30 protein-coding genes and 1 other annotated feature are annotated in these 22,878 nt (G+C 48.5%); of the genes, 4 read left to right on the top strand and 26 right to left on the bottom strand.

Annotated elements, in window-relative coordinates; all coding sequences use genetic code 11:
* Positions 1–78: 78 nt before the first annotated feature.
* The 11 genes from rny to infC form a co-directional block, all read right to left on the bottom strand.
* A complete protein-coding gene (gene rny, locus FYJ65_RS01070; protein ID WP_328603025.1) occupies positions 79–1,623 on the bottom strand; it encodes a ribonuclease Y in 1,545 nt (514 codons plus the stop codon).
* Positions 1,624–1,828: 205 nt separating this feature from the next.
* Positions 1,829–2,551, bottom strand: coding sequence for an AAA family ATPase (locus tag FYJ65_RS01065; protein WP_206157246.1), 723 nt, complete (start codon positions 2,549–2,551; stop codon positions 1,829–1,831).
* Positions 2,552–2,555: 4 nt separating this feature from the next.
* Positions 2,556–3,239, bottom strand: coding sequence for a RadC family protein (radC, locus tag FYJ65_RS01060; RefSeq protein ID WP_154553492.1), 684 nt, complete (start codon positions 3,237–3,239; stop codon positions 2,556–2,558).
* Positions 3,240–3,409: 170 nt separating this feature from the next.
* Entirely contained in the window at positions 3,410–3,892 is a 483-nt protein-coding gene (locus FYJ65_RS01055) for a hypothetical protein (protein WP_154553491.1), read from the bottom strand.
* Entirely contained in the window at positions 3,885–4,538 is a 654-nt protein-coding gene (gene cmk / locus FYJ65_RS01050) for a (d)CMP kinase (protein ID WP_154553490.1), read from the bottom strand. The genes FYJ65_RS01055 and cmk overlap by 8 nt, the downstream gene beginning before the upstream one ends.
* Positions 4,539–4,585: 47 nt before the next feature.
* Positions 4,586–5,074 (bottom strand): transcriptional regulator NrdR, encoded by a 489-nt coding sequence (nrdR, locus tag FYJ65_RS01045; RefSeq protein WP_154553489.1) that lies wholly within the window; start codon positions 5,072–5,074, stop codon positions 4,586–4,588.
* Between the two features lie 24 nt (positions 5,075–5,098).
* Positions 5,099–6,199, bottom strand: a complete 1,101-nt coding sequence (gene tig, locus FYJ65_RS01040; RefSeq protein WP_154553488.1) for a trigger factor — start codon at positions 6,197–6,199, stop codon at positions 5,099–5,101.
* Between the two features lie 137 nt (positions 6,200–6,336).
* Positions 6,337–6,531 carry a hypothetical protein gene (locus FYJ65_RS01035; RefSeq protein ID WP_154553487.1) on the bottom strand — a complete coding sequence of 65 codons (195 nt, stop codon included), beginning with the start codon at positions 6,529–6,531 and terminating at the stop codon, positions 6,337–6,339.
* Between the two features lie 2 nt (positions 6,532–6,533).
* Positions 6,534–6,887, bottom strand: coding sequence for a 50S ribosomal protein L20 (gene rplT, locus FYJ65_RS01030; protein ID WP_154553486.1), 354 nt, complete (start codon positions 6,885–6,887; stop codon positions 6,534–6,536).
* Between the two features lie 18 nt (positions 6,888–6,905).
* Positions 6,906–7,106: a 50S ribosomal protein L35 gene (gene rpmI, locus FYJ65_RS01025; protein ID WP_154553485.1), complete on the bottom strand. Its 201-nt coding sequence runs from the start codon at positions 7,104–7,106 to the stop codon at positions 6,906–6,908.
* A gap of 23 nt (positions 7,107–7,129) precedes the next feature.
* Positions 7,130–7,678 (bottom strand): translation initiation factor IF-3, encoded by a 549-nt coding sequence (gene infC / locus FYJ65_RS01020; RefSeq protein ID WP_154553484.1) that lies wholly within the window; start codon positions 7,676–7,678, stop codon positions 7,130–7,132.
* Positions 7,677–7,796 (bottom strand) — a sequence feature (ribosomal protein L20 leader region). It overlaps the preceding gene by 2 nt.
* A gap of 102 nt (positions 7,797–7,898) precedes the next feature.
* On the opposite strand from infC, the gene FYJ65_RS01015 reads away from it, so the two are divergent.
* Positions 7,899–8,501: a Maf family protein gene (locus FYJ65_RS01015; protein ID WP_206157242.1), complete on the top strand. Its 603-nt coding sequence runs from the start codon at positions 7,899–7,901 to the stop codon at positions 8,499–8,501.
* Between the two features lie 23 nt (positions 8,502–8,524).
* On the opposite strand, the gene FYJ65_RS01010 is transcribed toward FYJ65_RS01015, so the two are convergent.
* From FYJ65_RS01010 to FYJ65_RS00965, 10 genes are read right to left on the bottom strand one after another with little or no spacing between them, the layout of a single operon-like run.
* Positions 8,525–10,264: a proton-conducting transporter transmembrane domain-containing protein gene (locus FYJ65_RS01010; protein WP_154553482.1), complete on the bottom strand. Its 1,740-nt coding sequence runs from the start codon at positions 10,262–10,264 to the stop codon at positions 8,525–8,527.
* Positions 10,261–10,470 carry a hypothetical protein gene (locus tag FYJ65_RS01005; protein WP_154553481.1) on the bottom strand — a complete coding sequence of 70 codons (210 nt, stop codon included), beginning with the start codon at positions 10,468–10,470 and terminating at the stop codon, positions 10,261–10,263. Before FYJ65_RS01005 ends, FYJ65_RS01010 begins: the two co-directional genes overlap by 4 nt.
* 9 nt (positions 10,471–10,479) lie before the next feature.
* Positions 10,480–11,985 (bottom strand): monovalent cation/H+ antiporter subunit D family protein, encoded by a 1,506-nt coding sequence (locus FYJ65_RS01000; RefSeq protein WP_154553480.1) that lies wholly within the window; start codon positions 11,983–11,985, stop codon positions 10,480–10,482.
* Positions 11,982–13,463 carry a complex I subunit 5 family protein gene (locus FYJ65_RS00995; RefSeq protein ID WP_154553479.1) on the bottom strand — a complete coding sequence of 494 codons (1,482 nt, stop codon included), beginning with the start codon at positions 13,461–13,463 and terminating at the stop codon, positions 11,982–11,984. The genes FYJ65_RS01000 and FYJ65_RS00995 overlap by 4 nt, the downstream gene beginning before the upstream one ends.
* On the bottom strand, positions 13,460–13,843 hold the full coding sequence (locus FYJ65_RS00990; RefSeq protein WP_154553478.1) for a sodium:proton antiporter: 384 nt from the start codon (positions 13,841–13,843) through the stop codon (positions 13,460–13,462). The genes FYJ65_RS00995 and FYJ65_RS00990 overlap by 4 nt, the downstream gene beginning before the upstream one ends.
* Positions 13,827–14,582, bottom strand: a complete 756-nt coding sequence (gene mbhE / locus FYJ65_RS00985; RefSeq protein ID WP_206157240.1) for a hydrogen gas-evolving membrane-bound hydrogenase subunit E — start codon at positions 14,580–14,582, stop codon at positions 13,827–13,829. Before mbhE ends, FYJ65_RS00990 begins: the two co-directional genes overlap by 17 nt.
* 17 nt (positions 14,583–14,599) lie before the next feature.
* Positions 14,600–14,851 (bottom strand): Na(+)/H(+) antiporter subunit B, encoded by a 252-nt coding sequence (locus tag FYJ65_RS00980; RefSeq protein WP_235898145.1) that lies wholly within the window; start codon positions 14,849–14,851, stop codon positions 14,600–14,602.
* Positions 14,823–15,176: a monovalent cation/H(+) antiporter subunit G gene (mnhG, locus tag FYJ65_RS00975; protein ID WP_154553476.1), complete on the bottom strand. Its 354-nt coding sequence runs from the start codon at positions 15,174–15,176 to the stop codon at positions 14,823–14,825. Before mnhG ends, FYJ65_RS00980 begins: the two co-directional genes overlap by 29 nt.
* A complete protein-coding gene (locus FYJ65_RS00970; protein WP_154553475.1) occupies positions 15,176–15,436 on the bottom strand; it encodes an MrpF/PhaF family protein in 261 nt (86 codons plus the stop codon). Before FYJ65_RS00970 ends, mnhG begins: the two co-directional genes overlap by 1 nt.
* Positions 15,433–16,074, bottom strand: a complete 642-nt coding sequence (locus FYJ65_RS00965; protein WP_206157238.1) for a Na+/H+ antiporter subunit E — start codon at positions 16,072–16,074, stop codon at positions 15,433–15,435. Before FYJ65_RS00965 ends, FYJ65_RS00970 begins: the two co-directional genes overlap by 4 nt.
* A 191-nt stretch (positions 16,075–16,265) precedes the next feature.
* Here FYJ65_RS00965 and FYJ65_RS00960 point away from each other — a divergent pair, with 191 nt between their 5' ends.
* Positions 16,266–17,081: a radical SAM protein gene (locus FYJ65_RS00960; RefSeq protein ID WP_206157236.1), complete on the top strand. Its 816-nt coding sequence runs from the start codon at positions 16,266–16,268 to the stop codon at positions 17,079–17,081.
* A gap of 15 nt (positions 17,082–17,096) precedes the next feature.
* Positions 17,097–17,747, top strand: a complete 651-nt coding sequence (gene lexA / locus FYJ65_RS00955; RefSeq protein ID WP_154553472.1) for a transcriptional repressor LexA — start codon at positions 17,097–17,099, stop codon at positions 17,745–17,747.
* A gap of 95 nt (positions 17,748–17,842) precedes the next feature.
* On the opposite strand, the gene uraA is transcribed toward lexA, so the two are convergent.
* A complete protein-coding gene (gene uraA / locus FYJ65_RS00950; RefSeq protein ID WP_154553471.1) occupies positions 17,843–19,111 on the bottom strand; it encodes a uracil permease in 1,269 nt (422 codons plus the stop codon).
* A gap of 240 nt (positions 19,112–19,351) precedes the next feature.
* On the opposite strand from uraA, the gene FYJ65_RS00945 reads away from it, so the two are divergent.
* Positions 19,352–20,146 (top strand): IclR family transcriptional regulator, encoded by a 795-nt coding sequence (locus tag FYJ65_RS00945; protein ID WP_154553470.1) that lies wholly within the window; start codon positions 19,352–19,354, stop codon positions 20,144–20,146.
* Between the two features lie 134 nt (positions 20,147–20,280).
* Here the strand turns inward: FYJ65_RS00945 and FYJ65_RS00940 are convergent, their stop codons facing one another.
* The 4 genes from FYJ65_RS00940 to FYJ65_RS00925 are packed head-to-tail and all read right to left on the bottom strand — an operon-like array spanning position 20,281 to position 22,873.
* Entirely contained in the window at positions 20,281–20,835 is a 555-nt protein-coding gene (locus tag FYJ65_RS00940) for a 2-oxoacid:acceptor oxidoreductase family protein (RefSeq protein WP_154553469.1), read from the bottom strand.
* 16 nt (positions 20,836–20,851) lie between these two features.
* A complete protein-coding gene (locus FYJ65_RS00935) occupies positions 20,852–21,577 on the bottom strand; it encodes a thiamine pyrophosphate-dependent enzyme (protein WP_154553468.1) in 726 nt (241 codons plus the stop codon).
* Entirely contained in the window at positions 21,577–22,653 is a 1,077-nt protein-coding gene (gene vorB / locus FYJ65_RS00930; protein WP_154553467.1) for a 3-methyl-2-oxobutanoate dehydrogenase subunit VorB, read from the bottom strand. Before vorB ends, FYJ65_RS00935 begins: the two co-directional genes overlap by 1 nt.
* A gap of 22 nt (positions 22,654–22,675) precedes the next feature.
* Positions 22,676–22,873: a 4Fe-4S dicluster domain-containing protein gene (locus FYJ65_RS00925; protein WP_154553466.1), complete on the bottom strand. Its 198-nt coding sequence runs from the start codon at positions 22,871–22,873 to the stop codon at positions 22,676–22,678.
* Positions 22,874–22,878 lie beyond the last annotated feature (5 nt).

The following is a 22,878-nucleotide window of genomic DNA, read 5'->3' as shown; positions in this document are numbered from 1 at the left end:
TATGTCTTCTTCTATGCTGTCTTTGTCATTGCGACTTGCTTTTGCGGTAAAAAAGCTCCCCGAATCGGGGAGCTTTGATTATTTCGCGTAATCGGTTGCTCTTGTCTCCCTGATAACATTAACCTTGATTTGTCCGGGATATTCAAGTTCGCCTTCAATTTTCTTTGCGATTTCACGAGCAAGCATCGGTACTTCGTCGTCCTTCACCTGGTTCGGTTTTACCGCAATCCGGATTTCTCTGCCGGCCTGAATTGCATAGGACTTGTCTACGCCCTTCGTGGTATTGGCAATCTCCTCCAGACTCTCCAAACGCTTGATGTAGGATTCCAGTGTCTCACGACGAGCTCCCGGCCGAGCTGCGGAAAGCGCATCTGCCGCCGCTACCAGCACCGCTTCCATGGTGGTCGGCTCCGCATCACCGTGATGTGCCTGAACGGCGTTGACCACCTTCCAGGATTCTTTATACTTCTTGCAGATGTTCGCACCGATTTCCACGTGCGTTCCTTCCACCTCGTGGTCGATGGATTTGCCGATATCGTGAAGCAGTCCGGCTCTCTTTGCCAGTCTTGGATCGTAACCCAGTTCCGAAGCCATCAGTCCCGCCAGCAGGGAGACTTCGATGGAGTGCTTCAATACATTCTGTCCGTAAGAAGTACGATACTTCAGACGTCCCAGCAGTTTCACCATCTCTGGGTGCAGGTTGTGCACGCCGGTCTCGAAGCAAGCCTGTTCGCCCTCTTCTTTGATGATGTTGTTCACTTCCTTGGTGGCCTTCTGCACCATTTCTTCAATGCGAGCCGGGTGAATACGGCCATCCGTAATCAATTTCTCCAGTGCAATCCGAGCGATTTCCCGGCGAATCGGATCGAATCCGGAAAGAATTACCGCTTCCGGTGTATCGTCGATAATCAAATCCACGCCGGTAAGGGTCTCGATGGCACGAATATTTCTTCCTTCTCGGCCGATAATTCGGCCCTTCATATCGTCACTCGGAAGAGGAACCACCGACACGGTAGTCTCCGCCACCTGATCTGCCGCACAGCGCTGAATCGCCATGGTGACGATTTCTCTTGCCCGCTTGTCCGCCTCGTCCTTCGCTTCCGTTTCCACCTGGGTAATCATGGCAGAAGCATCCTTTCGGATATCCTTCTCCACTTCATCCAGCAGAATCTGTTTCGCTTCTTCCTGGGTGTAGCCGGAAATCTTCTCCAGCTCTTCCATCTGCTTTGCCAGATACTCGTCGATTTTCTGATGTTTCTCGTTCATAGAACGCTCTCTCTTCGAAAGACCGTCCTCTCGACGTTCGATGTTCTCCAGCTTCTTCTCAATGTTCTCTTCTCTCTGAAGAATTCTTCTTTCGGATTTCTCTACTTCCTTCCGGCGATCTCGAATCTCGTTTTCCAAATCCGACTTCAGTCTGTGTGTTTCTTCCTTTGCCTCCAAGATTTTCTCTTTCTTGATATTTTCTGCGGCATTTTCCGCATCCAAAATCAAGTTCTGAGCCTTCTGTTCCGCACTTCCGATTTTGCTTTCGCCCACGTTCTTGCGCAGAAGGTAACCAATCAACAGTCCAACAATCAGAAACACAACAGAACTAACCACTCCAACAACGGTAGCATTCACTGTTATGTCCTCCTTTAAATATAAATGTAAAAATTTGTGTATTTCCGTACGAATCAACTGCCTGTTCCAGTCAGCAGAATTTCATAATCATACAAAATAATTATAATCCGAATTGTAAAAATAGTCAATATATACAACTCTATTTAAAGGAACACCCCCATGTATAGTTATCGTTTCCAAAAGAATTTTTTCGCTTAGAATACTTTTATTTGTGAAGCAGTCGTTCGGCGATATTTCGGAAGTTTCCGAATACATAGGATTCTTTTTTCAGAACGGCAGGAATTCCCGCATCGGAAGACACCCGAAAAATATCGTCCTCGAGAATCATTCCCAGCATTTCGCACTTGAACTGCATATTGATTTCCTGGGGTTCCGATTCCAGCCCCTGCTCGGTCAAAGACGGATATATGCGGTTCAGCACGTATCGCCGCTGCAGCACTCGCTTTCGAATCAGCCGATCCTCCAGCATGTCCGCATTCCGGAGAGACGTCTGCTCCGGGGTCACCACAATCAGCGTTTCCTCTGCCGCCGCCGCACAGGTGGTGACGAAATCATCCGCACCCGGTGCCCCATCGATTACGATGCAATCGAAATTCTCCTTTGCATCGTCAATCAAAGCCTGCCATTTCTCCCGGTCCAAACGATCACGGTCTTCCATAAGGCCGCCCGGGAGAAGATACAGGCTGGTCGGTTTTTCCATCCGAACCACCGCCTGCTCCAACATACAGACGCCATCCATCACATCAAACACATGGTAGATTGCTTCATTTTCCGCATCCAGCATGAGATCCAATGTGCGCATCCCCGGATTCATATCCACCAGCAGTGTGTTTCTCCCCATCATGCCCAGGGTTGCGGCCAGATTCACGGCAAAAACGGATTTGCCGGTCCCTCCTCTTCCCGATGCAATATAGAATACCTGATTCATCGCTTTACTCCATATAACCTTCATTTCTGAGACTGATGTATCGGCCGTCACCGATAATCAGATGATCTAACAGACGAATTCCCACCAACTTGGAAACTTCCATAATGCGTTTCGTGGATTGAATATCATCCTGGCTGGGGGTGGGATCCCCACTGGGGTGATTATGGGCCAAAATAATTCCCGCGGCCCCTTTTCGAATGGCCGGGCGAAAGACTTCTCTCGGATGCACCACCGTGGATGTCAGTTCTCCGATGGAAACGGTGATTCGTGACTCGATTTCGCATTTCGCATTCAACAGCAAGGCCACCAAATGCTCTTGCTTCAACTCTCGCATATCCTCCATCAGAAGGTTGGCCACGGATTCCGGATTCTTCATGGAAATCCTTGACTCATCCGATTCCCTTCCCAGCAAGCGTCGCGCCAACTCCAGGCTGGCCACGATGGAGCAAGCTTTGGTGGATCCGATTCCGTCGATTTCCGTCAGCTCCTGTACATCCGCTTCTCGCAAGCTGCCCAGTTCCTTAGCGGAATAGGCCAGTACATCTTCCGCCAGCTGAACCGCGGACTTGTTGGAATTGCCGGTCCGGATGATCAATGCCAGCAGTTCCGATGTGCTGAGGCTTTCCGCTCCGGCATACATTAGCTTCTCCTTGGGACGCTCCTCCTGAGGAATATCCTTAATTCGCATATGCTCCTCCTTATGTTCGAAGCACATCCGGGTATTTCTGTCTTTCTGTTTCACTTCATTTCTACGTGAGAAATATTATAGCAAAAGAAGTTCCGGTCATCAATCCTCCGGAACTTCTCGTTAAGCGCAAAATTAAACGGTTTTCTGCGTTTTTTAAACTCTTCATTTTTCTAGATATAGTTTCTCTGAAGAATAGTGATATTCTGCAGAGCCAGCACCACCAGCGTAACACCACCCACGCTGAGCAGCATATTGACAATTCCGCTGTCGAATTTTACATGGTTGATAATTGCCAGGGTAATCATAAAGAACTGTAATAATACGCAGAACCTTGCACGGCTGGCATACATGTTAGCATAATCCTTCTCCCGGCCGCTGAGGAAAATTTCCACGGTGGTCATATACTTCACGATATGCATGGAACCCACAATGGCCTGCGCACCGATCATCAGCATGATGGCATACAGAATCTGTGTTTCCTTTGCACCGAAGAGATGTGCAATCGGTGCATAGAACATCATGAGAATGTCAAACACGAAAGTGAGATATACAAAGAAGCGGCATTTCTGCAGTGCTCCCAGACCTTCCCGATTCAGCTGTCTGTTTTTTCTCGCATTGTTGTTTCTGTTTTTCTTGAACTTCTTGCTACTCATTTTTCCCCTCTGCCATCTTCATGATTTCATCCAAGACCTGATTGATTGTCATATCGGATGTATCCAACAGTACCGCATCCTCCGCCTGCTGCAGCGGATTCAGTTTCCGATGGGTGTCCTGATAATCCCGTTCTTTAATATCTTCAAAAATGAAGTCCAGGTCCGCCTCTTTCCCGCTTTCCAGAAGCTGATCGTATCTTCTCTTCGCTCGAACCATCGGATCCGCCGTCAGAAAAATCTTCACCTCCGCATTCGGAAGCACATTGGTGCCGATATCCCTTCCGTCCATCACCACGCTCTTTCCTTCCGCGATTTCCCGCTGCAGCGCAACCAGCTTGCTGCGAACCTCCGGCAGCTTGGAGCAGACAGATGCCGCTTTGGAGATTTCCGGCGTACGAATTTCTCCGCTGATATCCTCGCCGTTCAGAAAAATCTTTCCGTTATCGAAATCAATGACCGTGCGTTCCAGAACATCCTGCACCTCCGCAGAATCTTCTGTGTTCACTTTGTTTTTCGCAAACATCCAGCCGATGGCACGATACATGGCGCCGGTATCGATGTATTCCATGTTCATCTTCTCTGCCACCATCTTGGCAATCGTACTCTTCCCGGCACCTCCCGGTCCGTCTATTGCAATCCGTATCATTTTTTTATTCCCTCTCTATACCTATCTGAATTCTACCTGTCAATCCGCTATTTCTCTTCGTTCCGCTCTTCCGGGCGAACCCGATCTTTCTCCTGAAGGCGATTCACCTCCTGAACAAAGGTGTTCACGTCCGTGAATTTGTGGTACACCGACGCGAAACGTACGTAAGCTACCTGATCCAGGTTCCGAAGTTCATCCATAATCAACGCCCCAATCATCTTGCTCTCGATTTCCTTTTCCATGGTGTTGTTCAGAGCGCGCTCGATTCGTTCCGCAATCTTTTCCACGTCCTCATAGGTAATCTTTGTCTTCTCACACGCCTTCAGGAGTCCGTTAATCAGCTTATTCCGGTCAAAACTCTCCCGTCGGCCGTCGTTTTTCACCACCACCAACAGGGAATTTTCGATCTTCTCAAAGGTGGTAAACCGCTTCTTGCACTTCTCGCACTCCCGGCGCCGGCGAATGGCCAGCCCGTCCTCTACCGGTCTGGAATCGATTACCTTCGTATCCGAATTGTTGCAATATGGGCACTTCATAATGCTACCTCCACATTGATTCTGCTATTCTGCCTTGCTCAATTTCATTACCTGCTTCATGATTTTCTCATAAAGCAAACCTTCATACATGTTGTTCTGCTGCGCATACTCCTTCAGGGAAGTTCCGCTCTGTTCTTCGAAGGAATCCTCGGTCATGCCGTTCTGCTTCAAAAGTTCCTGAAGGTATTCATTGTATTCCTCGTCCGTCACGGTGACATCCAATTCCTTGGCCAGCTGCCGCATTACCAGCTGCTGCTTCACGGAATTCTTTGCATACGCATCCACCTGCTTATTGAAGGACTTCTCATCCATTTTCATGTACTGTTTCAGGAAATCTTCGTACTCCAGATTGTACTGCTTTGCCAAATTCTTATAGGTCTCCTTCATGGATTCCTTTGACGCATCCAGTTCCTTTTCCGGATACTTCTTCACTTCGCTGTCCTTCAGAATCTTCGCAAAAACTTCCGAATACGCATCCTTCTCCGCGGTCGCTTCGTTTTCCTTCTCCAGTTTCGTGCGAATCGACTTTTCGTATTCTGCCGTATTCTTGTATTTCGTATTTTTCTCTACAAAAGCATCGTTGTATTCCGGCGTGTTCGTCTTCACGATGGCCTTCACCTTGATGGTAAATACCACATTCTTTCCCGCCACGTCCTTATTGGAATAATCCTTCGGGAACTTCAGTTTCAGGTCGAACTTATCGCCCACCTTATGACCCACAATTCCTTCACTGAAACCGTCAATCATGCTGTCGTTGGCGATGTCCAAGGTGTACTCTTCGGCAGATCCGCCGTCAAATTTCTTTCCGTTAATCTTACCGGTAAAATCAATTTTCACCTTACTCTCGCTGCCGACCGTGCCGCTTTTCACGTCCTTCGTGGTACTGGCTTTCTTGATTGCCTTCTTCACTTCCGACTGCACATCACTGTCGGATACCTTCTTCACCTTCTTCGTGTATCGGATGCCCTTGTAGTTTCCAAGAGTGACGTATTCCGTTAAATCGTCATATTTGTAGGTGTCCGGTACGGTAATCCGATCCTTCTGGAAGAAGTACCAGAAGCCCAAAATCAATATGGCCGCCAGAACCACAACACCGGTTATAATTTTCTTCTTCTTGCTGAGCATATATTCACCTCATATCATCGTAATTGTATTTTGGCACATATTAAATATTAGCATAATGGGGGGTTGTTTTCAACATCTCATATGTCACCGAAATCCGCACAGCAAAAAGGACACCGCAATGCGGTGTCCGAAAGTCATTATTTTCCGTTCACTTCCGAATCGGCTTTCTGTTGGGCTTCCTTTTTCTTACGAACCTCTTCTGCTCTGGCCAGCGCCCGCTCCCGCTTCAGTCTTGTATTCTTATCCATGGAATACCACCACAGGAATGCACAGAAGGAAACGAAGAAGGCTGCCCCTATCAGAATCCAGAAATGACTGACGAAATATTCCATGACTAGTTAGCTTTCTTTGCAGTCTCGCACAGTACTGCAAAGCCTGCCGGATCGTAGATTGCCATCTCGGACAGCATCTTTCTGTTCATCTCGATTCCGGACTTCTTCAGACCGTTCATGAACTTGCTGTAGCTGATGCCGTTTGCTCTTGCTGCAGCGTTGATTCTTGCAATCCACAGTCTTCTGTATTCTCTCTTCTTGTTCTTTCTTCCTACATAAGCAGAACGGAGCGCTCTCATTACAGCCGGATTTGCTGCCTTAAAGTTTCTGCTCTTCTGGCCATAGAAACCCTTTGCCTGCTTGATAACCTTCTTATGTCTCTTGCGTGCTGTTACACCTTTTTTTACTCTTGCCATGTTCTTCTACCTCCCTGATTACTTCGCCAACGATCTCAGCATACGCTTTGTATCTGCACCTGTCAGAATGGAAGACTTTCTCAGTCCTCTCTTTCTCTTAGCCGTCTTCTTCGTCAGGATGTGGCTCTTGTATGCCTTGTTTCTCTTAAGCTTTCCAGATCCGGTGAGCTTCATTCTCTTGCTTGCGCCTCTGTGAGACTTCATTTTGTTCTTTGCCATTACGCTTTCCTCCTAAATAATACTTACTTGTTGCTCTTTGGTCCAAGGAACATCGTCAGACTTCTGCCTTCGAACTTCGGCTTCTTCTCAACTACACCGAACTCGGAAACTTCCTCTGCGAAACGGTTCATCACGTCAAAACCCTTCGCCGTGTAATCCCGTTCTCTTCCCCGGAAACGAAGACTAACCTTGAGCTTATCTCCGTTTTTCAAGAATTTCTTAGCTGTATTCGCTTTGACCTGTATGTCATGCTCTTCGATGAAAGTGCTGAGACGAACCTCTTTGACCTGAGTCACCTTCTGGTTCTTCTTCGACTGCTTCTCTTTCTTCTGAAGTTCATAACGATACTTACCATAATCCAGAATCTTGCATACCGGCGGTTCCGCATTCGGTGATACGTTTACCAGATCCAGGTTGCTTTCTTCGGCCAATGCCAGGGCTTCCTTAATGCTCAGAACTCCTCGCATCTCCCCTTCTGCATCAATAACGCGAACTTCTTTAGCGCGGATCTCTTCATTGATCTGCCTGCTGTCTTTGTCTCTGTGATCTCTACTAATCGCTCTTACCTCCATACATTAAAAAAAGCGGATACAGAAGTATCCGCAACAAAAAACAAGATAAAAGCTTGCATATAGTTACCTTATGCACCTGCGTGATAAGGTGAGAAGCGGACAACTTCTTCTTCGACCGTAATATAATACCGTACATTCCCTGCCGTGTCAAGTGTTTTTCTGTGTTTTTTCTTCTGCTATAATGAAAACATCTCGACAGAAAGGATACTCTCATTATATTATGAAAATTCAAGAAATACAACCGGTTATTCTGGCCTCTCAATCTCCGAGAAGGCGAGATATCCTTCAGCAGCACGGGGTCTCCATCGTACTCCGGCCCACCCACACCGACGAACATCTTCTGGACGGGATTTCCCCGGAAGATACGGTATGCCTTCTTTCCCGGGAAAAAGCCGAAGCCTGCTATCGGGAAATTTGCCCCGAGGAATTCCGCAAAGGCCTGATTATCGCAGCGGATACCATCGTGTACAAGGATGAAATCCTCGGCAAACCAAAGGATGAAGCGGATGCGTTCCGCATGCTTTCCTCTTACCGAAACACCGTTCACCAGGTGATGACCGGCGTAACGCTCATCGATGTCCAAAGCGGCGCCGTTCATTCCTTCTGCGAAACCACCCATATCCGGTGCAAGGACTATACCGACGAGGATATTTGGACTTACATCCGGGAGTGCCGGCCCTTCGATAAAGCCGGTGCCTACGGAATCCAGGAGGATTTCTCGAAGTACATCGACCGCTGCGACGGCGATTATGAGAACGTAGTAGGGCTTCCATTTTCCCGTCTGGAACGGGAAACCGATGAATTTACAGAAAAAATCCGGTAGCGCACAAGCACTGCCGGATTTTTTTACATCTTGATTACGTATATGGAAATCAGAATCATCACAGCAAATAATGCCACGATAACCTGAATCACATCTCCGATTAAGCGATCCTCATTCTCAAAGGACATGGATTTGATTTTCAGATTGCCGGATTTTTCCGTCCAGAGATACGGATTGCCCAGACCGGTACCGAAGAACTGCACCCCGTGAAGCACATGACGATCGAACCATCCGAACACACGGTACAGCCCCTTGGACAGCGCTTCGATTATTTTTACCAGCGGTCTCCGATAGAACCAGTCGAAATCCATGCTAATTTCATCGTGCGGCTTCATGATGCTGAGCATGAAGAAGAACGGAATGGCGCCGCCGGCGATGATTGCTACATACTCCATAATGTGCGGAATCGAGAACGGATCCACCATGGTTTTGTAGGTAAGCTGCTGATACAGAAGCTCCGGTTTCATGCCGATGACGATGGACATGATGGTACCGATTACCACCGCTGTTGTCATGGAGTTTGTGGCATTCTGCACCTTTACCTGCCGATCGCATTTTCCGAAAAACACGAAATAGTTAATCTTCAGGGTAATGGACAGCAGAGTTCCCACGCCGGCAATGGTAATCATAATCGCCGGGAAACCCTCCCCATATTCGTGAAGACTTTCCATTATCAATGCCTTGCTGGCAAAACCGCTGAGGAACGGGAATCCCGCAATGGCCATGGAAGAAATCAAGAAGCAGAATGCGGTAATCGGCATTTTCTTCCGAAGACCGCCCAGCTCTGTGATTTTGCAGGTTCCGGTGGCTTTCATAATGGATCCGGCACACATCAGCAGCACGCCTTTAAAGAATATATTGGTTACCGCATGAGCGGATGCACCGTCCACGCCGATTTCACTTCCAACGCCCAACGATGCCACCATCATACCCAGCTGACTGACGATATGGTAAGATAAGAGCCGGCGAATATCGTTCTCCAGAAGCGCCATGCAAGCCGCAAAGATAGCCATAAAAGCACCGACGTAAATCAGCATATGGGTTCCGGAGAAGAAAGTAATCAGCGCATAAATCGCCGCCTTGGTGGTATAGGATCCCAGATATACCGTACCCGGAATGGTCGCCTCCGGGTAGGCATCCGCAATCCATCCGTTAAACGGCGGAATAGCCGCATTGACGCCGACGCCGATGAGAATCAGCCAGAACGCCGCTCCGTGCATATTTCCGGACAGATTGGCCAGACCGATTCCGTTATGGAAAATCTGTACCAGAATTCCGGCCAGCAGCATGTTTCCTCCGAAGGCATGCACCAGAACGTATCGGAACGCCGCCCTGGAAGAACGCCGGCAGTGCCGGGCGTATATGATGTATGTAGATGTGAAGGCCGATATCTCCCAGAATACAATGAAGCTAATCAGATCCCCGGCGAGTACGATGCCCATATTACTCCCCGCATAGATGCAGGTGATTCCCGCTTCCCATTTGTTCTGAAGATCCACGGCATAGATGGCATTGATCACGCCGATGGACACGAAGACCATCAGGAATACCATGGACACACCGTTGGTATCGATCAGTTGGAGTGTCAGATTATCGGTGACCTTAAAGGGCAGCGTGCTGTGACTGTCCAACATCCAAAATACACAAAAGGCACACACTGATCCGGCAAGCGTAAGGTATTTCCGGCATTTTTCCGGAAGCGCCAGAATGATGATTCCAAAGAGAATCATCACTAAACCGGGATGAAGATTGTTCCAGCTCATTTTCTTCCTCCCTTTCTGTCTCGCTTGTCATTTTTCTTTTTACTCAGATTCGCTTTTCGAAGCATCTGCAGCTCCTCTTCTTTTTCCGTGGTTTCGTAATAATTGACATCTCTCCGAAGGGGCTTGTTCATCACTACTTTGGAAAGAAAAATCAGCACAATCGATCCCACAAAAGAGATTATACAATAATATAAGAACTCATTCATCTTACACTCCTACAGGGATAATCCAAAAATCGCATTGCCCGCCATGGCTGCCAAGCCGTAGAGATGCAGCCCGAAATTCGGCATTACGCCCAATATCAGAGAACAAGCCGCCGTAATCATGATCGGAATCAACATCGGCAGGTTGGCCTCTTTTTTTACCGGGAACTGACTGTTGTAAAAATCCCGCTTAAACGCCAGCAGTACCACCGGCATCAAATAGGTCAATGCCAACAGCGCGCTGACAATCAGGGTCGCTACAAAAAACGGCTGTCCCATGGAAATGGCGCCCATGATGATGTTCGCCTTACTGGTGAATCCCACAAAGAACGGGAATCCCGCTACTGCCAGTGAAGCCAGAGTGAAGCAAGTCATGGTCACCGGCATCTGTCGGCCGATTCCGATCATCTCGCTGATGTTTTTTCGGTGAGTGGTCACGAAAATCGCACCGGCACACATAAACAATGTAATTTTCATAAAAGCATGGGCAACGATATGATACAGTGCTCCGGTTGCCGCAAACGGTGACAGAATGGCAATTCCCAAGATGATGTAGGAAAGCTGTCCCACCGTAGAGAAGGCCAATCGCGCCTTGAGATTATCCTTGCGGATTGCAATCAGGGACGAAATCAGAATCGTCGCCACCGCCATCCAAGCCAAGATTTCCGAACCGTGGCAGAAGCGTGCCGCTTCCGGTCCGAACACGTACAACACCACCCGAAGTGTGCAGAACGCCCCGGCTTTCACCACGGCTACCGCGTGCAGCAGTGCGCTGACCGGTGTCGGCGCCACCATGGCCGCCGGCAGCCAGCTGTGAAGCGGCATTACACCGGCTTTCACAATGCCCGCACCAATCATCAGAATAAATACCGCCAGCATCCAAGGCATCGGGATATCGCCGGTGTTCACGAATCCGCCCGGAACAAAATCCATCCTTCCGGTAAAGGAATACAGAATGACGATTCCCGCAAAGAACAGCTGTCCGCTGATCAAGGTATACGCTAAATATTTCCGTCCGGAACGAGTTCCTTCCTCATCCCGATAGTGCACTACCAACGGATAGGTCGCTACCGTCAGCACTTCAAAGAAGATGAAGAAAGTCAGCAGGTTCGCGGAGAAACAGAGTCCCATGGTGGCCGTCAGGCACATGGCGAAAGCGGAATAGTATCCGGTCTGGTTCTTCTCCCCGTGCCCCCGCATGTATCCGATGGAATAGCAGGATGTGACAATCCACAGGGTGGAGGCTACACAGGCGAAAATCATCCCCGCGGCATCCACGGAAAATTGAAGCGGAACCCCCTTCACAATTTCCAACAGAGTGAACCCAATCTCTTTTCCCGCCAAAGCAGCCGGAATCATGGAATACACCAATGCTGCCATCGGAAAAGCCGCCGCAAAGGTAATCGCCTCCCGATAATTCGGAAGAATATGTTCTCCCAATACGTAGATTAAACAGGACGCAATCAGCGGCAGGAGGACAATGATGCCGGGTCTGTAATCCAGAGCAGTCAGAATCATAATGCCACTCCTTTCAGCGAAATCAGCAGAATATCAATTACTTTAACGTTAAATACGCCCAGCAGCAGAATCATAAGAATGCAGGTGACAACCGGAATCATGATGGTAATCGGTGCCTCCGTCACGCCCTTCCCCTCCGGATGCAGCGGCTTTCTGTTTTTATCCGCCTGAACGAATACTTTCTCAATCACCTTGAAGAAATAGACAGCATTCAGCAGTGAACTCAGCACCAGCACAAAGATGTACACATACTCATGGGTCTGTGCCGCTCCGCAAGCCAGATACCATTTGCTGAAGAAACCCACCGTCGGCGGAATGCCGATCATGGACAGTGCCCCCACCGTCAACAGTCCGGCAGTGAATGGCATCCTCTTATATATTCTTCCAAAGTCATTTAAATCAAAGGTTCCGTACTTCCAACTGATGGCGCCCGCCGCAAAGAACAGACCGCCTTTCATAAAAGCATGTCCCAGCATGTGCAGAAAAGCGCCGGCCAGGGCCAACGGGCTTCCGATGGCAAAACCCAGACTGATGTATCCGATCTGAGCCACGCTGGAATACGCCAAAACTTTACGGATATCCTTCTGTGCCATGGCACGAACAGATCCGTAAATCATTCCGCACACGGAAATCACACCGATAATGAGAAGGACGTACCGGAAATATTTAAAGTCCTTCCCGTAGATGCAGTACAGATACCGAAACATGGCGTATGCCGGAATCTTTCCCATGGCTCCCGCAATCAGTGGACGCGCACCGGTATGAGCGTGAGTGTACGCCGACGGCTGCCATCCATGAAACGGAAACAGCGCCATCTTGATGCCGAAAGCTGAAATCAGGAACATCATGGCCATCAACATCGCCGAATCGTTGTTTCCCTGCTTCAAGCAGGCGGCCATATCCGACATGTTCAGGGTACCCGTCACGGAATACAGAATTCCCACCCCCAGCAGGTAGAAGGTCGCCGCAACGGTTCCCACCAGTAAGTACCGGAATGCGGACACAATACCTCGGCTTCCGCCCATGGCAATCAGGCAGTAAGCTGTCAGGGAAGTGATTTCCAGAAACACGTACAGGTTGAACACGTCTCCGGTCATGGTCATGCCCACCATCCCCAGCACCAAAAGTGCATGCATGGTATACGCACCCCCCACCTGAAGCGCATCGCCATTTTTGTCAAAATTGAAGGCAAACATGCAGGAAAGGACCCCCAGCATGCACACCATAATAACGATGACGGCGTTGATGGTGTCCACGGAGAACTCGATTCCATATGGAATCTTGTATCCGCCGAATATGTAATGGATCGGTCCGTTCTGAATCACCCGCACCAGTTGAACAACGGACAGAACCAGGGATCCGACCAGAGCACCGAACACCACGTCCCGCCCCAAATGTTTATGAATCTTCGACAGCGCTAATGACAGCAACGCCGAACACAATGGTAATAATACAATATATGCAGGCAGATTCTTCATCGGAACTGTTTCTCTCCTTCTATAATATCTTTCTCTTCAATGCTTCCATACTTTTCCTTAATCCGAGTCAGCAAAGCTAATCCTACACCGGTGGTTCCCAGGCTGACAACGATGGCTGTGAGCATCAGACCGTGGGGCAGCGGATTAATGTACTCTACCGCATGAACGATGTGTTTCATCGCCACCGGAATGGTTCCGGAATTCTTCTGAGCAAAGCAAAGGAAGAAAAAGATTACCGCCACCTGCATGATATTCATGCAGATTAGCTTTTTCATGTAGTTACGGCTGACGATGATTCCGTATAATCCCAGTGTCAGCAACAGCAGCGTGAGAAAATAAATTCCCTTCCCTGCCAGAATTGTCTCAATCTGTGTCATCATCAAAATGCACCCTTTCCATAATCCCGTTGAGAATGGTAATAATCGTCGCCATTACGCAGATAGCCACGCCCACTTCCACCAAAAGCATTCCGGTGGAGTGTTTCTCCAGTGCATGCATCGGAATCGGCAATTTCTCATATTCCAGAAAAACACCGCCGCCCGCCATGCACAGGATTCCGGTCAGCACGTAGATGAAGGTTCCGATTCCGCCCAGTGCGGTGGATTTATCCTTCGGCAGCCGGATGAGGCTGTCCCGTTCCGGGATGACCATCACATCCAGAATGTATGTCATTCCCAGAAGGGCCCCCGCCTGGAAACCGCCGCCCAGACTGATTTCACCATGGAACAGCACGTAGATAGCGTACAGCATAATCATCGGCTCAATCAACGGAATCACTACTTCCTTATTGATGGTGCGGTACACCGGCTTTCCATCCCGGGATTCCTTCTTCCGAACCTTTCGGAACCGAATTCGATTCTTTCGCTCCGGATGGCTGGCCAGAATAAGAACCACCGCCACCCCGGCAATGAACATTACCGTCGTTTCATACATCGTATCAAACGCTCTGTAGTCCACGATGACCGCCGTTACCATGTTCGCCGCATTGGTCTCCGTCGTCGCGTGTTCAATGTAATAATCCGTCGTATGGGTATTCGGCTTGGAGGACGGATCGCCGATTTCCGGCAGGAAATCCAATGTCACAAAAGATGCACCCAGGCAAATCACAATTAATATCAATGGTAGCACTTTCCGCATCACTTGCACCGCCGATCTATATTTCTGAGGGTCATAATGAAATAAATGGTGGAGATGACACCGATTACCGCTTCTGTAAAGGCCACATCCGGCGCCCCCATCACAATGTACAAAAACATGGTGATAAAACTGAATGCACAGTAGGTCACCACTACCACCATCAAGTCCTTATTAAAAATCACGACCAGCGTGATGGCAATCAATGCCAGCAAAAGCACCGCTTCAAGCATCAGCATCGACATCTCGGTCATCTCCCTTCTCTTTCTTAATTCTCTTTCCGTTATATCCCTGATAATCCCGGGCATGCACCGCCTCCAGAATAATCAGGTTGGTTCCCAGCGGATTGGTGATGAGATAGATTACATATACCAGGAAAACCTTCAGGGACAACAGCGTCAATCCCGTTTTCACCATGATTCCAACGGTCAGAAGGAGTGCCCCCAGGGTATCTCCGATTCCGGCCGCGTGAAGCCGCGAGAAGAAATCCGGGAACCGAACCACACCGATTGCCGCCGTCCAAAGGAATATCGCACCGACCAGAATCAGCGCGGCCGAAATAATTGTCCGTATATCCATTATCTTCTTCCTCCGATAAACTTCGCCAGAATCACCGTCGTCACAAATCCCAGAATGGAATAGCTCAGCGCGATGTCGATGTACATATCGATTCGCCCATCAATTAAGCCCCGCACCAGAATCAGAAATACGATATTCGTGTTCATCACGAACATGGCATTTAACTTGTCATAGACTCCGTTCTTCCGAATCATAAAGAACAGCATCAGAAGCACCACCCCTGTAATTGCCAGCAGAATCGCCGTATAAAAAATCGTCATATGCGCTTCAATCCTTTCTTTGCGGTAACAGTAGTTTCGATCAGGCGAGCCGTCTTCCGGTTCTCCTCTGCTTCCTCCACATCCAATACGCGAAAATCAATCGTCTCACCGAACAGCCGTGCCACCTTTCCCTGCATGGTTCCATCCAGAAGACCTGCCTTCGCTCCTTCCGTCAATGCGTGCACGGAATACGTTCCATCCTCCTGAATGTCCACGGTAACGGTTCCCGGTGTCAGGGTAATGGAATTGGCCAGCAGTGCCCTTGCTGCCGGATTGTCATAATTCGCCTGAAACCACACAATCTGCGGATGCAGCGATTTCTTTCCCCGATACACATTCCAGGTAACACTAAAGGAACTCTTGACGATTTCCTTCAAGAGCCAAAGAAAATAAATAAGCAATCGGATGGGATTGATGTGAATGAGAAAATAATATCGATCCGAATGAACGCCTTTCATATAGAAAGATCTAAAACATAAAAGAGAAATGATGCCTGCGGTCATCACGCCGTAGATAATAAACTTCAATTCAAAGATGCCGGACAAAATGAGCCAGCCGGCTAAAAGGATTACAAACAACTCAACCCAATTACAGAGCGAGGGGTTCTGCCGCTTTTCTTTTTCAACATTGTTCTTCATAGCTTCTCCTAAAATATACCTTTTACAATTATACATAATCTTTTGTGTTTTTACCAGTACAATTCTTGTAAATTTACGGTAACATTACACTTCGTAGTATTGACACATTATAAACATGCGTTTACAAATTCTTTTAAAGCATGCTATAATAAAACATAAAAAAGAGCTTTTTAAGGGGTATCATGAATATTATGAAGAAAATTAAAGAAGGACCAACCGTCACCATGTTCGTACCGTATGACTGCAACAACAGCTGTCCATTCTGTGTGAACAAGGAAGAATATCGAAATTCCTCCAGCTTTGATTTGGATCGCTGCTATCGTTCCTTGGATTTGCTGGACCGGATTTTCCCGCACAACGACGTTGTTTTTACCGGCGGAGAACCTCTGGCAGAGCTGGAAGCGTTGGAAGATATCATCGCCCATGTCGGTGAGACCCATAACCTTTACATCAACACCACCCTGCCGACCAGCGAGAATCAGGATATCCACCGCATTGCGGAAGTCCTGAACCGCCATCAGGATATGATTTCCTGCGTGAACGTATCCCGCCACCTGAAGCATTACGTTAAGGAATGCTCTGACGAGATTTTCGATCTTCTGAAGGTTCGTCACCGCATCAACTGCGTTATTTTTGAAGATGCGAAGGAACCGTCTACGAAGGAGAAACTGATTAACTTCCTGGACCGCTTTAACGGTCACGAAGTTCAGATTCGGGCCAACTACTCCAATCTGACGCTGGAGAACGTTTTTGAGACGGAGGGAGATGACCTGTTCGATCTTCTCTGCGATATTGCGGAATATCAGTATCCGCTGGAGAAAGAACTCTTCCGAACCGGCTTTGTCTTCCATTACAAGGACAGCCTGGTAACCTATCACAAGACCCTGCCGTTCAGCAAGATTGACGGTAAAGTGGGCGACATCATCATCCGCCAGAGCGGACTGATTTATGACGACTGGAACAACTACGGCAGCCCGATGGATATTAACGAACTGACACTGATTTAATGCCAGGAGGTACTGATGAAAAAGTGTGAGGAAAGACAGGAAAAAATCCTGCAGTACATGAAGGATACCATACGGGAGCGCTGTTTTCCTCCAACTGTTCGGGAAATCTGTGCCGCATTGGATATCAAATCCACCTCTACGGTTTTTAAAGATCTGAAAGTACTGGAGGAAAAAGGCTTGATTCGAAAGGATCCCAGCAAACCCAGGGCTTTGGTTGTGGTGGATCGGAATCCGCCGGAACCGCATAACGACATCCCGACATCCATTGACGACACCAATACGACCCTGATTCCGATTATCGGGCGGGTTGCTGCCGGCACTCCGATTCTGTCGGAGCAGAATATCGATGAATACGTTCCCTTCCCTGCACGATTCCTGGGAAAAGGCAACAATTTCATCCTTTCCGTTCACGGCAACAGCATGATTAACAGCGGAATCAATGACGGGGATTATATCATCGTCAAGGAAGAACACGAAGCTCGAAACGGGGATATCGTGGTGGCTATGATTGAAGGGGAATTCGAGGCAGAAGCCACGGTAAAAAGATTCTATCGAGAAGACGGGCACATCCGGCTCCAGCCGGAGAACGACGAGATGGAACCCATCATTGTGCCGGACTGCACCATCATCGGAAAGGTGGAAGGCGTATTCCGTTACCTGAGCTAAACCGGAATGCACGCATTGCCGGAAATTGCAGAAATATTAAAAATGGACTTTTGAAACATCAAAAGTCCATTTTTTTATTCTTTTTTAACCATTCTTTATTCGTAATCGTTGGTCAATTTGAACCGATCCAGAACGTAGAACGTCAGTCCCAGAGCCATTCCAACCAGAGCGGCCAGGCTCATGCCCTGCAGCGTGGCGGAACCGATTTTGATATACGCGCCGGAAAGTCCGGTGACGAAAATGACCGAGGTCATAGCAAGATTCCGAGCTTTGGAATAATCCACTTTGGCATCCACCATCAACCGAATGCCGGACGCACCGATCATTCCGTACAGCAGGAAGCTGACGCCGCCCATTACCGGTGCCGGAATGGTTTCAATCAAACCGGAAGCCTTTCCGATAAACGAAAGGAAAATGGAGAATACCGCCGCACCGCCGATGACCCATACGCTGTATACCTTTGTGATGGCCATGACGCCGATATTCTCACCGTAAGTGGTGGTCGGCACAGAACCGCAGAAACCGGAAAGCGTGGTGGATAAACCGTCCGCAAAGAGAGAACGGTGCAGTCCCGGATCCTTCAAAAGGTCTTTGTCGATGATTTCCGAGGTTACCACCTGATGGCCGATGTGTTCCGAAATCACCACCAGCGATGCGGGGATGATAACCAGGATCGCCTGCAGACTGAATTTCGGTGCGGTGAAATTCGGCATAGCTATCCAGGACTGGGTTTGAAGCGGAGTGAAATCCACAATACCCAAAAGCAGCGCCACGATATAGCCGATGATGATGGCAATCAAAATAGCGATTGCCGATGCGAATCCTCGATACAGCACCTGGCCGATAACGGCAAAAGCCAGCGTCACCAGGAATACGATGACCAGATGAGGATCGATGCGATCGTATCCTTCGGATTTGACAATTCCGCCGTTGGACGCCGCATTGCTCGCCAGTTCCAGTCCGATCAGCGCCACTACCGGTCCCATCGCCGCCGGCGGCAGGATGACATCAATCCAATCCACACCCACATACTTGATGAGAATGGCTACTGCCATGAAAATAATGCCGGTGACGATGAATCCGCCCAATGCGTATTCGTATCCCATCTTATTGATAACAATCAGTGCCGGGGAGATGAAGGCAAAACTGGATCCCAGATATGCCGGCGCCTTCCCCTTAGTAATCAGAATAAACAGCAAAGTACCGATGCCGTTCATGAGAAGCGCAATGGCCGGACTGATTCCCAGGATATACGGAACCAGAACCGATGCACTGAACATGGCAAAGGTGTGCTGAATACTTAACGGAATTCCCATCCGAAGCGGGACCTTCTCGTTCACTTGAATAATTCTTCTGTCGCTCATCGTTTCTCCAATCAAACAATCTATAACAATATATTTCCGCTACTTATTATACATGTACCGGAACGAATTTCCTACAATAAAATCCGGTCATCCAATATATAATTGCATTGGGTAATTGTGATGATATTTTCACCTTGAGACGGTCCTGAAACCATTGAAGAATAAGGAAAAACACGGTATAATAACGGTGTGTTTTTGTGTGCAGAAGCTGCGAACTCCGCGGTAGAATAGAGGTAGATTATGAAAGAAAAGAAGGAAAAGGAATCCGCCAAATCCGTCATCATCAATTCGGTGGATCGAAGCATTGACATCTTGGAATATCTCTTTCGTCAGGGAAACGACACATCCATTTCCCAGATCAGCAAAGATTTAGACATATATAAAAGTACCGTATTTCGCACTTTGGCTACATTGGAGAATCGAGGATACGTGGTTCAAAATAAGAATTCCGATCAGTATTCCATCGGACCGAAGCTGTATGCCTACAGCACCCTTCCCCACAACGATATCATCACCGAGAGCGTGCGGCCGCTGCTGCAGGAAATCAGCGATGCCTATGGAGAATGCGTTACATACGGAATTCTGGAGCAGGAATGGGACGGAATGTACGCGAACGTTCCCCTTATCACCATTGAATCCACCCACAATCTAGGACTTTCACGGAAAATCTCCAATCAAACAGAGTGCTATTGTGCGTCTCTCGGGAAGTGCCTTCTGGCATTCTCCGAAAATGTGAACCTGGATGTATATAAGAATGCGGAATTCACCCCGTTTACGGAACATACCATCACCAACTACGAGGATTTGATGAAAGAATTGGAGCTGGTTCGGTACCAGGGATATGCGGTGGATGCGGAAGAACGAGAAATCGGACTGTACTGCCTGGGGGTTCCGGTGCTGAACGGTCACGGAAATGCCGTTGCGGCCATCAGTATTTCCGGTCCGAAATCCAGAGTCAAGGGAGAGCATTTCGAAGAAAAAATTACTTTGATGAAGGAAGTCAGTGCCCGGATTACCCGGGAGGTTTATCTGTAATTCAGCGACGCTGCGGGAAGCCGCGGCGCCGTTTTCTTTTGTACAAAAAGCACGATAATAGGGTAGGAATCTCGAGGACTCCTACCCTATTACCGTTAAAACACTATTTCAAAACACTCCAGTGAAGCATTCCGTTAAGCATTCTTTCCGGCAGCCAGCATTTTCTTGTTGCCTTCGTTAAACTTGCCCTTTCCATGGGATTCAAAGTACTTGCACATGGACGCTTCGAACTCGTCATAAGTGAACAGGCCGGATTCGGAAGCCAGTTTACCCAGAAGAACCAGGTTGGCATTTCCGCCTCTTCCCTGCTCCGTTGCGATATCCGTTGCCGGAATCTCAACGACACGAACGTCTTCACGACGCTTTACGTCCTGATCCAGAGCGTTCTTATTGATGTACATTACGCCATCCTTCGGCATTGCTGCTTCGTATCTTTCTACAGAAGCCTCTACCACCGGACCGTCGTTCTTCATCAGGAATACGATATCCGGATGATCCGCATATGGAGAAGCAATCTTCTCATCACTGATAATTACGTTGCATTCGGAATATCCGCCACGCATTTCATTTCCGTATTTGCAGGTCCAAGTGCACTGCAGGTTCTTGTCTACAGCTGCTTCCATAAGGAGTTTACCAACTGTCAGGACACCCTGTCCGCCCAGTCCTACGCAGATAATACGTCTAACCATCTTTTGTTCCCCCTTCTTATCTGTCAATTACTTCGCCAAGTTCATATACCTTAGAAACCACTTCATCGATGTGCTTCATGGAATCTACCGGTGACATGTGCCAGTTTGTCGGGCATGGTACCAGTACTTCTACCAAGGAGAAACCTTTTCCGGCCTGCTGTTTCTCAATTGCTTTCCGTACCGCCTTTTTGGTACGGTTGATGTTTGCCGGGCTGGTCACGGATGTACGAGCCAGATAAGCGATATCCATGCCCTTCATCAGTTTGAATACATCGGTATTCTCACCGTTATCAACGAAGTTTCTTCCTGCCGGTGTGGATGCCGTCTTCTGACCAATCATTGTGGTCGGAGCCAGCTGTCCGCCGGTCATGCCGAATACGGTGTTGTTCATTACGAACATGGTCACGTTCTCGTTTCTCAGCGCTGCGGATGTAGTCTCTCCCAGACCGATCGCATACGCACCGCCATCTCCGGCGATGGTGAGGATGTTTTTGTCCGGACGAACTCTCTTCATTGCGGTGAGTGCCGCACCCATCTTTCCGTGTGGCGGAACGATGGCATCCACGTTCATCCAGAACTGGAACTGGTGGTTACAACCGATATCGGAGCAAATGATGGTGTCGCTTACGATGTCCATCTCCTCCAGAACTTCTGCAAGAATTCTGTTGAAGATTCCGTGGCCGCATCCGCCGCAGAAACGGCTCTCATCATAAAATAACTCAGGTGCTTTCTTTGTAGCCATTAGTATACCTCCTCTTCGTCCTTGCCTTCGAAGACTTCTTTCGCAAACGCCATAACCTCGTCTACGGTATGGATTCTCGGTTCGTCTACTGTCATGGCATATGTATTGAACTTTCCTTTAGTATGAATAATTACGTCCTCACGCATCTGTCCCATCATGTTCACTTCGACCGTTACGATACCCTTGCAGGTTTCCGGAATTGCGTCGAATGCCTTGCTTGGGAACGGCCACAGAGTAATCGGACGAATCAGACCCAGCTTGAAGCCTTCTTCTCTCGCTCTGGTAACTGCTTCCTGTGCCACTCTGGAGGAAATACCGTATGCAACCAGTACAACGTCGGCATCCTCAACCTGGAAGCTTTCCCATCTCTGCTCTTCTTCCGAGATCTTTCTCATCTTTGCCAGGTATTTGTGGTTCCATTCCTGAACCGGCTCGAAGTAGGTTACGTCGGTTGCAACCTTGTGGTCTTCGCCCGGTTTAACACCACTGATGGTCCAATCCAGGTCGTCCAGACCGTATTCCTTCATTTCCGGAAGAACCACCGGCTCCATCATCTGTCCGATAGTTCCGTCAGACAGCAGACATACCGGGTGACGATACTTCTCTGCCAACTCAAATGCCTCATAAGCCATATCACAAGATTCCTGAACGGAGTTCGGTGCCAGTACGATCAGGTGGTAGTCACCGTTTCCACCGCACTTTACTGCCTGCCAATAGTTATCCTGACCTGCAGAAATAAAACCATCACCAATTCCAAAACGCTGAACGCATGCTACTACGCATGGGATTTCAGCGGATACCCAGTAAGCGATTCCTTCCTGATACAGGGAGAATCCCGGACCGGATGTGGAAGTGAACGCACGGGAGCCCAGGCAGCGAGCGGCGAAGGTCATATTAACACTTTCGATTTCGGAAGCACCCTGAATGAATACTCCGCCTACTTCCTTCTGTCTCCAAGACATCCACTGCAGAATTTCAGACTGTGGAGTAATCGGATATCCCGCATAAAAACGACAACCACCACGGATGGCACCTTCTGCCATCGCCTCGTTGCCCTTCATGATTCTTTTTTCCATAATGTCGTATCCTCCTTACAACCTATAAAATTTCGAAAACCAGATCCGGGCACATGGTGTAGCAACATCCACACTGTACGCACTTCTCCGAATCCACCTGCGGTACCAGATAACCCTTTGCGTTCACCTCCGATGATACGCTCAAAGCGCCAGGCTTGCAGTTGGCAATGCAAAGATAGCAACCTTTGCAATGTTCAACGTTCAACTTGATTTTCTCCATGATCA

The organism is Mogibacterium kristiansenii (assembly GCF_009695905.1).
GTDB classification, from domain to species: domain Bacteria; phylum Bacillota; class Clostridia; order Peptostreptococcales; family Anaerovoracaceae; genus Mogibacterium_A; species Mogibacterium_A kristiansenii.
This window is presented reverse-complemented; position numbering and strand designations above follow the sequence as displayed.